Genomic DNA, 13813 nt, shown 5'->3' with positions numbered 1-13813 from the left:
AAACTTGTGAGATCTTCATCATGCGTTCCACACCCGGCGTCAGCGAACTCAGAAAGGCCTTGCGAAAAAGCGCCACGGGCTTCCTAGCCATCGGTATCTTCAGCTTTTTTGCAAACCTGCTCGTCTTTACCGGCCCGCTTTACATGATGCAGGTCTATGACCGGGTGCTCTCGTCCCGTTCCGAGGCAACGCTGGTTGCGCTGACGGGGCTGATTGCGGGTCTCTACTTCGTCATGGGCGTTCTCGATCACGTGCGCGCTCGTGTTGCAGCCCGCATCGGCGCCCGCTTTCAGGCAGCTTTCGACAAACGCGTCTTCAACGCGGTTCTCGATCGCAACACGCTGGAAGCCCGCGGCGTCTCCGGGACGAGCGGCATCCGCGACCTCGATGCGATACAGAAGATGCTGTCGTCGCCGGCCGTCTTTACCTTCTTTGACATTCCCTGGACACCGCTCTTCGTGCTGGTGATCTTCTCGTTTCACCCCTGGATGGGCGTGCTCGGCCTCGTTGGCGGCCTCGTGCTGGTGGCGCTGACCTGGCTCAACCAGAATGGCACCAAGGCGCAGCAGGACAGGGCCATGGTCGCCGGGCGAATGAGCGAGGAGATGACCCAGACGCTCCAGAAGGAAAACGAAACGGTGCGCGCCCTTGGAATGCGCGGAGCCGTTGCCGATCGCTGGGAAAACCTGCGTATGCGCGCGCTCGACGCCAACATCGGCTATTCCGACAAGAACGGCTTTTACTCAGTCGCGTCCAAGACCTTCAGGACGTTCTTCCAGTCCGGTATCCTTGCGCTCGGCGCGTGGCTGGTTCTGAGCAACGAGATCACCTCCGGCGCAATGCTGGCGAGTTCCATCATCATCGGCCGGGCACTCGCGCCCATCGAGGGAGCGATCGGCCACTGGGCGCTCCTGCAACGCGCCGTCAAAGGCTGGCGGCAACTTTCTGAGCTTCTGGCCCGCATGCCTGCCGAGGAAATTCGCACGACGCTCCCGAAACCGCGCGCCATTCTCGATGTCGAGCAGGTTACCGTCACCCCTCCGGGTGAGAAGGTTGCAACCCTGCGCCTCCTGAGCTTTTCACTACAGCCCGGTCAGGCTCTCGGCGTCATCGGGCAGAGCGCCTCGGGCAAATCGACGCTCGCCCGTCTCCTGACCGGCATCTGGCTGCCGGCCGGTGGCAAGGTCCGTCTGGACGGCGCATCGCTCGAGCAATATGGCAGTGATGGCCTTGGCGAGCACATCGGCTACCTGCCACAGGATGTCGTCCTGTTCGAGGGCACCATTGCCGAAAACATTGCTCGTATGGAAACGAAGCCCGACCCGGCCAAGGTCGTGGAAGCCGCCAAGAAGGCCGGTGCTCATGAGCTCATCCTGCGCCTTCCCGATGGTTATGACACGCGCCTTCCATCCGTCGGCAGCAAACTCTCCGGTGGCCAGAAGCAACGTATTGCACTCGCTCGTGCACTCTACGGCGATCCGGTTCTGGTCGTTCTGGATGAACCGAACTCCAATCTCGACGCCGATGGCTCCATGGCTCTCAACATGGCCATCCGTGGTCTGAAAGCCGATGGCAAGTCTGTGATCATCATGGCGCATCGCCCGGCCGCGATCGAGGAATGCGATCTGATCCTTATTCTGGAAAACGGCCAGCGCGCCGCTTTCGGTCCGCGTGACGAGGTCCTGCGGGCGCATCTGCGCAACCATGCCCAAGTCGTGGGAGGCGTAAAATGAACGGGAAACAGAAGAACAACAAATGGAGCAGCGGGGGCCACGCCCTCATTGGTTACTCCACGATCTTCGTCCTGCTCGGCGGGGTAGGAGCATGGGCCGCCCTGACGCAGGTCAACGGCGCGGTGGTTGCCTCCGGCGTCATCGAGGTCGCCAGCAACCGGCAAGTGGTCCAGCATCTGACGGGCGGTGTCGTCGGGGAGATCCTCGTCAAGGAAGGCAGCACCGTTCAGGCGGGCGACGTTCTCATGCGCCTCGACGATACCTTCGACCGCTCGGAACTGGCAGTCATTGAGGGGCAGTTGTTCAGCCTGCTTGGCACTGCGGCGCGCCTGAAGGCCGAACAGGACGAAAAGACCGAGATCGTTTTCGACCCCGAGTTCCTGGAAGCGGCGAAGACACGGGCCGAAGTGGCAGAAATCAGAGACGGACAGATCCGATTGTTGCAGGTGAGGGCGGAAACCCGCGAGAAGCAGATCGGCCAGCTTGACGAGCGCAAGTCCCAGATATCGAAACAGAACGAGGGCTTGGCGAGCCGTATCAACGCGCTGGACACCCAGTTGAAGCTGACCATCGAAGAACTGGCGACCCAGAGCAGGCTGCGTGAAAAAGGACTGGCGATTTCCAGCCGGGTGCTGGAACTTCAAAGTGACGAAGCCGAAACCCGCGGCGCCATCAGCCAGACGCAGTCCTCCATCGCCGAGAATGCCGGCAAGATGGCGGAAATGGAACTGGCCATCCTTAATGTCCACTCGCAGGTGCGCGAGCAGGCCACGACCGAGTTACGCGAAATCGAAGCGAAGATCGCGGAGCTCCGCGAGAAGCGCAATTCGAAGCGTGAAACCCTGAGCCGCATGGAGATCACCGCACCGCTTTCCGGGATAGTGCTGGATCTGCAGGTTCACACGCTGAGATCCGTCATCCGGCCCGCGGATCCGCTGCTCTACATCATCCCGCAAAACAGCGATCTGGTGATCACCACCCAGATACCACCGGCCCAGATCGACCAGGTCTTCCCGGGGCAGAAAGCCCATCTGCGGTTTGTAAATTTCGACAAGCGCTCGACGCCCGAAATCTTCGGCCATGTCAGCAAGGTCGCCGCCGATATCCTGACGGACCAGCGAACCGGCGCCACCTATTACAAGGCGGAAATCAAACCCGACCCGGCAGAGTTTCGCAAACTCGGCCAGAATCAGGTCATCCCCGGAATGCCCGTCGAAACCTTTATCCAGACCTCGGAGCGCTCACCGCTGGAATATCTGGTCAGGCCGATCGCCGACTATTTCCTGAAGGCATTCCGCGAACGCTGACGGAATTCGTCCCGTTTCGGCGACCGGCATGGTTTTAACCATTGGAAGAAGCGTTCGAGCAGACTGAAACGCCGCCGGGATTTCGGGGTTTGAAGTTTCATGCCCGTATTGAGCTTGCCTGATCAGCGACGGAACAATCTGACGGAGCACGCAAGGTTGCCATCGGGAGGGCAGGGACGGGGTCTCGGGCACAGAAAGCCGTAAATCGACAGAGGTTCGTTTAGGCATGCATCCTACCCTAGAACGGCAACGCCGCCGGAACTATTGCCCCGGCGGCGCTTCCTTTCACCAAATCCCAAACTGCCGATTATTCCTTGCCGCCAGCGCCATCGGCAACGGTTGCCTGAGGCCGCCCGCTCCTGTTCGCCACGCCCTTCCCGTTTCCAAGAGATGCCCCAAGCAAGGCCTGCGTCGGGTCCGCGCCGCTGAAACCGGCCTGAACAAGGATCTCATCGAGAATGGGCTTTTGTGCGGTAAAGCTCAGAAGCTGGCTGCTGAGGTCGCCGACGGGATCTCCGGACGTATCGCTGCCATTCCCCCTTAGTGCCCCGGCAAGACCGCCGGCGCTGAAGATCCGGATGTCGGATATCTTCTCTATGGGCTTCATCGCCTGTTCCAGAGCCTGAGGGATGATCGCAACCCTTGCCCGCGCCAGTTCGTAGTCGATGATGCTGGCGGAGAGAGCATTGCGCGCTTCGTTGAGCGCGCGTTCGGCCTGGGCCTCCGCCTCGCCAAGTTCGATGACGCCGGTCGCCTTGATCTTGGCTGCTGCTGCATCTGCCTCCGCCTGGATCTTCGTCGCCGCGGCAAGATTTTCGGCTGCCTGACGTTCAGCTTCCGCCTTTACCGTAATGGCCGTCGCCTCCTGCTCGGCAGCCTTCCGAGCATCGATAACAGCGATGCGCTTGACGCGCTCGGCGATCTCGACCTCGCGCGCCGTCGTTACCTGTTCTTCCGCCGTGATGGCCGCCGCCTTGGCTTCATCGGCTTTGGTGCGCGCGGCCTGCTCCTGCTCTATCTTTTCAGCAACCGCGATTGCTGCGTCGATGCGGGCCGTTTCGGTGACGCGCCGTGCCTCGGCTTCCCGCTCGGCAATGCCGCGCTCCGCATCAATGCGGGCCGTTTCCCGAGCCTGCCGCGCCTGAGAGTCGCGCTCGGCGATACCCTTTTCCGTATCGAGCCGCGCGGTTTCCTCGCTGAGGCGTGCCAGTTGCTCGGCCCGAGCCGCTTCGGCCCGCGTCTCCGCCGTCTTGTTGGCGATGTCGCGTTCCTGCGTCAATTCAGCATCGCGCTGTTCACGCTCGATGGTCAAGCGACGCAACGATGCCTCGCGGTCCTTGGTCGCGATCTCGACCTCGTTGTCGCGAACGATCTGGTTACGCTCGCGCTTGCGCTCCTCCGTGATCTTGGTGAGCGCAGTCAGACCCTCGGCGTCGAAGCTGTTGTTCGGATTGAAATGTTTGATATCGGTTTGGTCTAGACGGGTCAGCGAGACGGATTCCAGCTCAAGACCGTTGGACTGCAGGTCGTGGGCGACTGCCGCCTGCACCGATTTCACGAACTCCGCGCGCTGCTCCTGCAGGTCACGCAGCGACATGGTTGCCGCCACCGAGCGAAGACCATCGACGAATTTCGCCTCGACGAGCGCCTTCAGCGCATCAGCATCATTCGTGCGGTCACCCAGCGTCTGGGCTGCAAGAGCGATGTTTTCCGCGTCCGGTTTCACACGGACATAGAATTCGGCGGTGATATCCGCGCGCATTCGGTCCTTGGTGATCAGGGATTCGTTTTCCGCGCGCTTGACCTCAAGGCGTAGCGTGCTCAGCGACACCCAGGAATACGAGTGGAAGATCGGCAGGATGACGGAGCCGCCGTCGAGCACGACCTTTTTGCCCCCAAGGCCCGTGCGCACATAGGCCTTGTCGCGGGTGGCGCGGGTGTAAAGCGAGGTCATGATAATGCCGATGACGACGATAGCCGTCACGATGACACCGGCTATGAGTCCGACAGAGAGGAAAGTCATGCTTCTTCAGCCTCCGTTGTTTGAATGATGATCGCCGCCAAGCGCGGCCGGGGCGGGGATGGCCTGAAAGAGGCCGTTCTTCCCATCCACGATCAGGACCGTCTCGCCCGTTTCGATGATGTGCCCCGGCGCGGCGTTGGCGCGCAGACTGTGAATATTGTCGTACCGGTCCTTGATGCGCACAGCGCCGGGATTACCCTGATCGAGAGGACCAAGCGTCACCGTGCCGACACGGCCGATAAAATCCGCCTGCTCCTGCACACTGGTCTCGTCGCGTGGAATGATGCGAGCGAGCCCGCGGCTCGACCATCGCGTTACCGGGATGGCGGCCGCAAGCGCGCCGGTCATGGCAGCGTAAAGCGGCAGCGGATCACGAAACTGAGAGATGATCGACTGAATCGCGAAACCGGCAGCCGCAAAGGCCGAAAGCAGAATGACGGCAAGCACAAGGATCGGCACACCGCCAGCATTGAGCCAGGACATCCATCCGCCGAGCAGTCCGGATTCCGCATCGCCCGGACCGTTGAAATCGAACCCCTCGTCGAGCAGCCCGGAGGCAGAAACCCCGAGAAGGACCGAAACGAGTTCGACGATGCCAAGACCGGCGACGGTCGCAAGCGCAATCCAGAATGGTGCCGTGCCCGCCTGGACGATGTAATCCATTAGCGTTCACCCTGCTTGAAAGCGTTGAGACGGGCCTCGATGGCCTTCTGTCGCTGCAGGCGCCCGAGTTCTTCGACTTCGGCGTTTCCTTCCATCACCGTCCTTGACGGAACGCCGGTCACGCGCTCGACAGCCTGAAGCGCGTCGGCGAGACGCTGATCATTCCGTTGCGATGGAGTGGCAACCGGAGGCACGGCGCGCTCGGCACGTCTGGCATCTTCAAGCCTCTTCATGGCGTCAGCCCGTGCCGAGGCGATGCTGCTGAGCGTCGCCTCGGCGTCGACAATCTCCCGCGTATTCTCAAGAATGGCTTTCGCGAGCGCTTCCTTCTGAGCCTCAAGGTCGATCTGCACGCCCGTCGCGACCCGGGCGAGATCCTCGCGACCGCTCTCCAATCCGACCTTGATCTTCTCATCCAGATCGCGAATTTCGGCATCGAGATCGTTACTCTTGGCCTTCAGCCTGTGGCCGGCAGCCAAGGCGATGCCCAGTGCCGCACGCGCCTCGTCGGCGATCACGCCGATCTCCCGGATGGCCTGTTGCGCCACAGCAACCGGGTTTGATGCCTCGGCGGAATCAACGGCGTTATTGACGACCCCGGCGATAACGCGCCCGAGGCGGGCGAGAATTCCTTCATTGGACATGGCGGTCTCCCTTGTTTGATGAACGTCGGCCTGGATGCCGGCATAGAGACAAATGGACGAACCCTCGAAAACCAACCGCGCTTCGGCAAAGTCCGCCCAGCCCTCGCGATAGCGGCTTGCGGTATAAGGCAGCACGATCCGGCCGGAGAGCGTTGCGATGCTCACACTGTCAGCGCCTTTCACGGCAAAAAGCTTGGAATCGAGCGGGATGTCCTGAACAACCTCTCCCGGTCTGCGACGTCCGTGGTCCCGCAGCGCGAGAGTAGCCAGACGAGAGGGAATACCCGTCACCGTTCTGATTTCCTCGTACGCCGCCTGATGCAGCGCGACGACATTTGCACCCTTGTCTGTCTGGTCGAGAATCTCCATGGCCCGCTGATATGCGACCAGCATATCGGACAATGCCTTTCGCATTTCCGGGGTAGGTTGGAGGTCTAGCCTCAAGGCGGATGTGAACTTTCTTGCCATGCGCAATATATAAAGCACCCCCTTAGTGCTTTCAAGGTTGCTGATATGAAAGTTGTGCAACCCATAGGTATTTAGGGGTTGAAGTTCGACATAGAGGGAGAGAGGGTTTCACCGCGTTTCGTTCTACCCTCTACCCAGGAAGGCGAACAACCGCTTGAGGCAAAGCTGGCCCAGTGAATACCGATCAGGCGGCCCGCACGCGGACCGCCCTCCAGCCGAGGATAAGCGCAAGGATCAGAAGCACGGCTTGGGCTGCGAGGAAGGGAGGCTCGTTGCCCTCCGGAGCCAGTTCGTTGAGGGACGGCACCTTCAGGAAAGCCTGCACGATAAGTACGAACATGTTGAGATAGAGAGCAAGCGTCGCGGTGATGGCATAGACGGACCGGGCGCGGCCCTTCAGGTGAAAACCGTAAAGCGCTGCAAGCGTGATCGTCAACACCACGGTAGAGATGATGCCGAAGATGAGGGCCGGCGTCAGGACGGTGATCGGAAACAGAAAGCCGGTGAGCGTGGTCGCGACCGTAGTGGCGAGGAACAGCGCCGACATGCGGGGCATCCACCGCCCAGCCGCATAAGCGGGCAGGGCGATCAGACCGGAGATGATGCCGACGAAGCTGATGAAGACATGCAGCGTCGTGAACTGCGAGATGGTGAGGCCGAGGATCATTGTCGCCTCCCTTATTCGCTCTTTGCCAGCCCATAACGGGCAGCGGCATGGGCGCGCGAAAGGTTAGGCCGAAGCGCCGAGCGCGCTGCGAGGAAAGCATCGAGATCCGCGTTATCGGGCAGGGAAGGGACGGTCAGCACCTCACCGAGATCAAGACCGGCCAGCGCGGCATCGACCATCTCGTTGACATCCATCACCATTGCTGCGGGGATCGTTTCCAGCTTCTCCTCTTCCCATATGGCGGTCCGGGTAATGCCTGGCAGCACACCCTGAACCCGCACACCGACCGGAGAGAGTTGCGCATGCAGCGCTTCGGTAAAGGCAAGCACGAAGGCCTTGGTGGCGGGATAGACGGCGGTGAAGGCATCGGGCATCAGCGCCGTTACCGAGGTGATGTTGATGATCGTGCCCTTGCCCGAAGCGGCAAGACGCGGGGCGATCGCGGCCGCAAGCCTTGTTACGGCTAGAATGTTGAGATTGATCATCCCCGTCGCGTGAGCGGGATCCAGCGCGGTGATCGGGCCGTCGCCTGCAATGCCGGCATTGTTGACGAGGCCGGTAATGCTCGCATCTTCCCGCAACCGCGCCTCGACCTTGGCAAGCCCGTCCGCTTGCGAGAGGTCGGCGGCGAGGATTTCGACGGTTATGCCATGGTCGCTGGTAAGCTGCGCGGCAAGTGCGGCCAGCCTGTCGGCCCGTCGTGCGACGAGCACCAGATCATCGCCGCGCCGGGCAAGACGTTCCGCGTAGACGGCGCCGATACCATCGGATGCGCCGGTGATGAGAAATATATTCCTGGTCATTGTCTTTCCTTTCAAGGATTGGGGCAGGGGAGGCGCTCCGGGCGCCGGTCCCGTATGAAAGCTGGTTGTTCAGACGATGATGAAATCGAAGAGATCGGCGTTGAACCGGTCCTGATGGGTCTGGGTTAGGCCATGATCGGCCCCCTCATAAATCCGCAGCACGGCGTGACGGACGATCTTGACAGTGGAGAGCGCTGCCGCGCCGATCGGCACAATCTGGTCGTCATCGCCATGCAGCGCCAGGGTCGGCTTGTCGAAAGCCTTGAGGTCCTGATGGAAATCGCTTTCGGAAAAGGCGCGAATGCTGTCGAGCTGCCCCTTCAGGCCACCCATCATGCCCTGTCGCCAGAACTCCTCGCGAATGCCTTCGGAGATCGTCGCGCCGGGCCGGTTGTAACCGTAGAAGGGAATGGTCAGGTCTCTGAAGAACTGGCTGCGATTGTCGTAGGTGCCCTTGCGGATGCCGTCGAAGACATCGATCGGCAATCCGCCCGGATTGGCTTCCGTCTTCAGCATCAGGGGAGGGACGGCGCCGATCAGCGCAATCTTGGCGACCCGGTCCGTGCCGTGGCGACCGACATAGCGGGTGACCTCGCCGCCACCGGTGGAATGACCGACCAGCACGACATCGTGAAGATCGAGTTGTTCGATCAGTTCGGCCAGATCGTCGGCATACTGGTCCATGGTGTTGTTGTGCCAGACCTGATCCGAACGACCATGGCTGCGGCGATCATGGGCGATCGTACGAAAGCCCTGATCGACGAAGAACACCAACTGGGCATCCCAGGCATCGGCGCTGAGCGGCCAGCCATGGGAGAAAATTATCGGCTGCCCGTCCTTCGGACCCCAGTCCTTGTAGAAGATATGCGTTCCGTCTCTGGTGGTAATAGTAGCCATTGTTCTGTTCCCTCTTGGTAATGGGCGCCTTCTTGCGTCCCGTGGGAATAGAGATACTCTGGGCGCGGATAGGAACTGGATTGGCGTTTCTGACAGAAGCCGGGCCGAAACTGACAAAGCGTGGAGGAAGAACGGACATGACAAGAAACGCCGCACGTACGCTCGAAGTAGGGCTCGTTCTCTATCGGGATTGTCAGGCGGCGATGGTGCATGGGATTACCGATCTCTTCGCCATCGCCACTGTCTTCTCGCAGAGACATGGCGGACCCGCGCTCCGCGTCAGCCATTGGCAGATGGACGAAACCGGCGACTTCTCCCGCATTTATGACACCGATCTCGGCAAACCGGGGCAACCCGACATTCTCGTCGTGCCGGGCAGGCTCACCGGTCCCGCCGAAGCCGAGGAAGCGAAACCCTATGCGCGATGGCTGCTCGACCGGCACGCACAGGGCGTGACGCTCGCCGCGAGTTGCGGCGGTTCCTTCATCCTGGCGGCAACCGGTCTTCTTGCCGGTCGTGCCGCGACCACGCACTGGTTGTTTGCCGAGGATTTTCGCGCCCGGTTTCCCGATGTACAAATGGATCCGGATCGAATGGTGATTGACGATGGCGATATCGTCACGGCCGGTGGCCTCATGGCATGGACCGATCTCGGCATGCGCATCGTCGACCGGCTGCTTGGCCCCTCGGTGATGATCGAGACCGGCAAGTTCCTGCTGATCGATCCGTCAGGCCGTGAACAGCGGCATTACAGCTCATTCGCCCCACGACTGACGCATGGTGATGAGGCGATCCTCAAGGTTCAGCACTGGCTGCAGGAGCGCGCCGGCCGACCGACCAGCATCATGGATATGGCCAATCTGGCCCGTCTGGAGGAGCGCACCTTCCTGCGACGCTTCAAGACCGCGACCGGAATGAAGCCGATCGAATACGTACAGCACCTGCGCGTCGGCAAGGCACGGGAACTGCTGGAATTCACCAAGCGTCCGGTCGATCAGGTCGCATGGGCCGTCGGCTACGAGGACGCCGCCTCGTTCCGACGCGTATTCAGCCGCATTCTCGGCCTTTCACCGGGAGAATATCGCAACCGGTTCGCAGTTACGGCTGCGGCCTGAAGACGGCCGCATGCATTCAAGATCACAGGCCCCGGTATGCGGCTAAAATCGCTTGTCGGAGGCTGTTCTACCGAGTGAGATAAAAACCACCCCAATAGACAAGGATGCCCAGGATTGGGGCCAGCGCCAGAAGCAGCCAGACAGATGGTGCCGGGCTCTCATCAAGCCCACCGCTCTTCGCGAGATGGATAGCACTGACGAAAAGACGATCCGCCTTTTCGACATCTCCATCCTGGATTGCCCTGATGATCTGATTTGTCGTTTGCCTTGCATTCATGATGCCAATTCCGGTTGAGACCAGAACCACTGACGCAGTTTCCTGACACTTGCCTGAACAGGAAGAAAGCATTGAGGCAATACCTGCCATGCGGGCGATTTCCGCTGCGGTAGAGCAGGGGAGGGCCTAACCGTAGGTCTTCAGTTCCTTCTCCAGCATCTGTCCGGCGAAATGGGGGGCACTCCACCGCAATCGATAGGCCGGTAAGCTGATAGACACCTGAAGAGCTCCGTCGCGGGGAATATATGGGCGCCCTTGCAGGAACACCTAACCGGGCAGGATTATTCGGGCCTCGAAGCCCTGATCGTTGCCGGGTACAGGCGAGTGAAGCTGCAGGGTTCCGCCCATCTGCCGTACGATCTTGTCGGCAATCGGCAAGCCAAGTCCGGCGCCTTTTCGCTTAGCATCTCCGCGGTGGAACCTTTGCTTGAACGCAGCGAGGTCAGCTTCCGCGACCGCAGGGCCGTTGCTGATAACGCGGATGGCGCTGTGTTCATCGACACAAACCTTGATCGGCCCGTTCGGCTCGCCGTGAATAGTGGCATTCTCGATCAGGTTGCGCATCACGATCCCGAAAGCATCGATATCGACGTTTCTTATGAGAGATGCGGACGGCGCGACGATATAGTCGATCCGGTTGGACGTTTCGGCACTGCGCTGAAAATCGAGAACAATCAGGTCAAGAACCTTGAGCAGGTCGGTTTTCGTCTCTGTGGCTCCAAGACCGGCATCCGCGCGCGCGAGCTGAAGCAGCTTCTCGGAAATACGCCCAAGCTTGGTAAGCGCAGCCTCGATGTTTCGGGTTCTCGCCTTCAGGCTTCCGTCCGGCAATTCCGCCAGAAGCCTCTGCGTCTGCGCCAGAGCACCGGCAATCGGCGTGCGCAATTCATGCGCGCTATTGGCCGTAAATTCCCGTTCGGCATCAAGTGCCGAGCGCAGCCGCTGCAGCAGCAGATTGACCGAGAATGCAATCGGGCGCAACTCGTTGGGCAACGTCTCGGTTTCAACCGGCGACAGGTTGCCGTCGTCCCTTTCTGAAATCGACGTCCTGAGAGCGTTGATCGGCGTCACTGCTCTCCGGGCGATCAGCCACACGACAAGAAGGCTGACCGGAATGAGCATGACGAGCGGCCACAGCATGGTGGTAGCACTCTCCAATACGGCTTCCCGCCTGTGACCGAAATCATCCGCAGCCTGAAGAAACAGCTTCTCGTCAGAGGTAGCAGCAGTAAACACACGATATTTCCCGGTGTCGCGGAACCCGACCTTCAGGGGAACGTCGAAGGGCTGCTCCGGCGCGTCCTTTGAGCGATAGATGAGTTGGCCGTCCGCGTGGCGAACCTGGTAGACGATATATTGCCGCCGCCCGGTACTGGAGAACACGCGACCGCTTTCGGCAGCGCTCAGCACATCGGGATGCATTTCTTCTGAGACGATGACCAGCAGGCGTTCAGAGGCTTCCTTCAATGCGCTGTCGAAGATTTCGTCGAACTCTTCCCGCATCACAACGATGCTCAGGCCTATCGCGCCGAGCCAGACGACGACAAGCGCTCCTATGAGCGAGAGCATCAGCGGCCGGACAATGCTACGTCCTCTCTTCATTCTACCTCCAGAATGTAACCAAGGCCGCGTGCCGTCCTGATCCTGTCTTTGCCGATCTTCTTGCGAAGCCTGCTGACGTAGACCTCGACCGTATTGCTCTCGACCTCCGTTCCGAAGGCGTAGAGGGCTTCCTCAATTCTGGCCTTGGTGACGACAGACCCAGGCCAGGCGATCAGCAGGTCGAGAACCGCCCATTCCCGATGGGTGAGCGAAACACCTTCGCCGGCCACGACGATCCCGTGCGAGGCTCGGTCGATCTCGATGTCGGAGATATGGACGACCGTCTGAGGCTTACCCTCGTATCGTCGAGTCACTGCGAGAATTCGCGCTTCCAGCTCACCGAGATTGAATGGTTTGACCAGATAGTCGTCCGCACCGGCGTTCAAACCGGCGATACGGTCGGAGATCTGATCCCGCGCGGTCAGAATAATGACCGGCGTATGATCGCCGTTCGCCCGCAGGGCTTCCATAAAGCCGAGGCCATTCCCGTCCGGCAGCTGGAGATCGAGGAGGATCAAACCATAGCGGACCACCTCCACGGCCGCTTTGCCATCGGCGAGAGACTGGACCCAATCGACGGCGTGGCTCGCCGCCGCGGTGTGATCGCGCACGGCCTCACCGATAATTCCGTCATCTTCGATCAGGAGTATACGCAATGGAAATCTCACTCCTTGCCGCTTGGGCCGCCGATACTGGATCCGTTACGGTCCCCGCCGGCATCTCCCAGAAATCTCAACAGCATCCAGCACCCGAGCGCCCAGAGCGCGCCGGCGCACCATCCGCCGAGAACATCCGTAGGATAATGGACCCCGAGAAAGACCCGGCTCATGCCGACAACCAAGGTGAGGAAAACACCCGCACCCATCACGAAAACCCGCGCGGAACGGTAGATCTGGATACGTGCCAATAAGGCTCCAAGGGTCAGGTAGGTGACGGCCGAGACCATGGCATGGCCGCTTGGAAAACTGAAATCCGTGACATCGACAAGATGCGGAACGACCTCCGGGCGCGGACGCGCGACCAGAAACTTCAGGCTCGTGCTAGCAAGCCAGCCCGTCAGCACGGACAGGAGAACAAAGAAGGCGGTCCGGGAACGGCGGTCGAACAGCAGATAGGCCGTCACGAGCAGCGTTACAAGCGTAAGAACGGTCACTCCGCCAAGGGCAGTAATATCATCGACCGCATGCGCCAGCCAGGCAGGACCGATCGGAACGGACAGGTCGCCTGGACGTCTGAGGGCGAGCAGGATGGATTGGTCGAATTGAAGTGTCTCGCCTTCCAAGACCTCGCTCGCAAGCCGTTCGAACAGGAACAGCCCTCCCGCGAGGCAGGCCAGCATGGCAAGCACCAAGGGTTCCACTCGCATCAACCTTTCCTTCACGCTCACCCCTTTCATCTCCACCGTTTCTTGAAATTGGACAGCTCTGCTCGCGCTCCCGCGCGGCAAGCAATCGCATCGCTCCCAACCATATTCGTACTTATGTTTGGCGTGACCTGCTCCCCGGATTGTCCGCGTTTATAAGTTAGCTCTGTTCATGTTCTGGTCGTGTGTGGACCGGGTTGCAAACTCGTAAGGGGTCAAGCCGTTGAGGCTCGTGTGCGGGCGGTTCAGGT

Annotated in this window: 13 protein-coding genes; 3 read left to right on the top strand and 10 right to left on the bottom strand. The window is 60.5% G+C overall.

Going from position 1 to position 13813, the window contains the following annotated elements; all coding sequences use genetic code 11:
• Nucleotides 1–20 precede the first annotated feature (20 nt).
• Together NBH21_RS25630 and NBH21_RS25625 are read left to right on the top strand one after the other, a co-directional pair.
• The gene (locus tag NBH21_RS25630) at nucleotides 21–1733 is read left to right on the top strand and encodes a type I secretion system permease/ATPase (RefSeq protein WP_250913184.1); all 1713 of its coding nucleotides are present in this window, start codon (nucleotides 21–23) and stop codon (nucleotides 1731–1733) included.
• Nucleotides 1730–3040 carry an HlyD family type I secretion periplasmic adaptor subunit gene (locus NBH21_RS25625; protein ID WP_250913183.1) on the top strand — a complete coding sequence of 437 codons (1311 nt, stop codon included), beginning with the start codon at nucleotides 1730–1732 and terminating at the stop codon, nucleotides 3038–3040. Before NBH21_RS25630 ends, NBH21_RS25625 begins: the two co-directional genes overlap by 4 nt.
• A 307-nt stretch (nucleotides 3041–3347) precedes the next feature.
• Here the strand turns inward: NBH21_RS25625 and NBH21_RS25620 are convergent, their stop codons facing one another.
• The 6 genes from NBH21_RS25620 to NBH21_RS25595 form a co-directional block, all read right to left on the bottom strand.
• Nucleotides 3348–5063 (bottom strand): flotillin domain-containing protein, encoded by a 1716-nt coding sequence (locus tag NBH21_RS25620; RefSeq protein WP_250913182.1) that lies wholly within the window; start codon nucleotides 5061–5063, stop codon nucleotides 3348–3350.
• Nucleotides 5064–5069: 6 nt separating this feature from the next.
• On the bottom strand, nucleotides 5070–5726 hold the full coding sequence (locus tag NBH21_RS25615) for an OB-fold-containig protein (protein ID WP_250913181.1): 657 nt from the start codon (nucleotides 5724–5726) through the stop codon (nucleotides 5070–5072).
• The gene (locus tag NBH21_RS25610; RefSeq protein WP_250913180.1) at nucleotides 5726–6763 is read right to left on the bottom strand and encodes a PspA/IM30 family protein; all 1038 of its coding nucleotides are present in this window, start codon (nucleotides 6761–6763) and stop codon (nucleotides 5726–5728) included. Before NBH21_RS25610 ends, NBH21_RS25615 begins: the two co-directional genes overlap by 1 nt.
• Before the next feature lie 259 nt (nucleotides 6764–7022).
• A complete protein-coding gene (locus tag NBH21_RS25605; RefSeq protein ID WP_250913179.1) occupies nucleotides 7023–7505 on the bottom strand; it encodes a hypothetical protein in 483 nt (160 codons plus the stop codon).
• A gap of 11 nt (nucleotides 7506–7516) precedes the next feature.
• Nucleotides 7517–8308, bottom strand: coding sequence for an SDR family NAD(P)-dependent oxidoreductase (locus tag NBH21_RS25600; protein ID WP_250913178.1), 792 nt, complete (start codon nucleotides 8306–8308; stop codon nucleotides 7517–7519).
• Between the two features lie 69 nt (nucleotides 8309–8377).
• A complete protein-coding gene (locus tag NBH21_RS25595; RefSeq protein WP_250913177.1) occupies nucleotides 8378–9205 on the bottom strand; it encodes an alpha/beta fold hydrolase in 828 nt (275 codons plus the stop codon).
• 137 nt (nucleotides 9206–9342) lie between these two features.
• On the opposite strand from NBH21_RS25595, the gene NBH21_RS25590 reads away from it, so the two are divergent.
• Nucleotides 9343–10320: a GlxA family transcriptional regulator gene (locus tag NBH21_RS25590; RefSeq protein WP_250913176.1), complete on the top strand. Its 978-nt coding sequence runs from the start codon at nucleotides 9343–9345 to the stop codon at nucleotides 10318–10320.
• A gap of 67 nt (nucleotides 10321–10387) precedes the next feature.
• On the opposite strand, the gene NBH21_RS25585 is transcribed toward NBH21_RS25590, so the two are convergent.
• From NBH21_RS25585 to NBH21_RS25570, 4 genes are all read right to left on the bottom strand, one after another.
• The gene (locus tag NBH21_RS25585; RefSeq protein ID WP_250913175.1) at nucleotides 10388–10687 is read right to left on the bottom strand and encodes a hypothetical protein; all 300 of its coding nucleotides are present in this window, start codon (nucleotides 10685–10687) and stop codon (nucleotides 10388–10390) included.
• 177 nt (nucleotides 10688–10864) lie between these two features.
• Complete coding sequence (locus NBH21_RS25580) at nucleotides 10865–12199, bottom strand: sensor histidine kinase (protein WP_250913174.1); 1335 nt, start codon at nucleotides 12197–12199, stop codon at nucleotides 10865–10867.
• On the bottom strand, nucleotides 12196–12855 hold the full coding sequence (locus NBH21_RS25575) for a response regulator (protein ID WP_250913173.1): 660 nt from the start codon (nucleotides 12853–12855) through the stop codon (nucleotides 12196–12198). The genes NBH21_RS25580 and NBH21_RS25575 overlap by 4 nt, the downstream gene beginning before the upstream one ends.
• 8 nt (nucleotides 12856–12863) lie before the next feature.
• A complete protein-coding gene (locus NBH21_RS25570; protein WP_250913172.1) occupies nucleotides 12864–13565 on the bottom strand; it encodes a phosphatase PAP2 family protein in 702 nt (233 codons plus the stop codon).
• Between the last annotated feature and the right edge of the window lie 248 nt (nucleotides 13566–13813).

Origin of the sequence: Ciceribacter sichuanensis (genome assembly GCF_024055605.1) — a bacterium.
Taxonomy (GTDB): domain Bacteria; phylum Pseudomonadota; class Alphaproteobacteria; order Rhizobiales; family Rhizobiaceae; genus Allorhizobium; species Allorhizobium sichuanense.
The sequence above is the reverse complement of the archived record's forward strand: the minus strand, read 5'-3'. Positions and strand labels throughout refer to the sequence as shown.

Excerpts from the sequence above, each read along its gene's own strand:
- NBH21_RS25570 (WP_250913172.1), bottom strand. The coding sequence starts at position 13,565 with ATGCGAGTGGAACCCTTGGTGCTTGCCATGCTGGCCTGCCTCGCGGGA.
- NBH21_RS25625 (WP_250913183.1), top strand. The coding sequence starts at position 1,730 with ATGAACGGGAAACAGAAGAACAACAAATGGAGCAGCGGGGGCCACGCC.
- NBH21_RS25620 (WP_250913182.1), bottom strand. The coding sequence starts at position 5,063 with ATGACTTTCCTCTCTGTCGGACTCATAGCCGGTGTCATCGTGACGGCT.
- NBH21_RS25630 (WP_250913184.1), top strand. The coding sequence starts at position 21 with ATGCGTTCCACACCCGGCGTCAGCGAACTCAGAAAGGCCTTGCGAAAA.
- NBH21_RS25615 (WP_250913181.1), bottom strand. The coding sequence starts at position 5,726 with ATGGATTACATCGTCCAGGCGGGCACGGCACCATTCTGGATTGCGCTT.
- NBH21_RS25610 (WP_250913180.1), bottom strand. The coding sequence starts at position 6,763 with ATGCTGGTCGCATATCAGCGGGCCATGGAGATTCTCGACCAGACAGAC.
- NBH21_RS25605 (WP_250913179.1), bottom strand. The coding sequence starts at position 7,505 with ATGATCCTCGGCCTCACCATCTCGCAGTTCACGACGCTGCATGTCTTC.
- NBH21_RS25590 (WP_250913176.1), top strand. The coding sequence starts at position 9,343 with ATGACAAGAAACGCCGCACGTACGCTCGAAGTAGGGCTCGTTCTCTAT.
- NBH21_RS25600 (WP_250913178.1), bottom strand. The coding sequence starts at position 8,308 with ATGACCAGGAATATATTTCTCATCACCGGCGCATCCGATGGTATCGGC.
- NBH21_RS25580 (WP_250913174.1), bottom strand. The coding sequence starts at position 12,199 with ATGAAGAGAGGACGTAGCATTGTCCGGCCGCTGATGCTCTCGCTCATA.
- NBH21_RS25585 (WP_250913175.1), bottom strand. The coding sequence starts at position 10,687 with ATGGCAGGTATTGCCTCAATGCTTTCTTCCTGTTCAGGCAAGTGTCAG.
- NBH21_RS25595 (WP_250913177.1), bottom strand. The coding sequence starts at position 9,205 with ATGGCTACTATTACCACCAGAGACGGAACGCATATCTTCTACAAGGAC.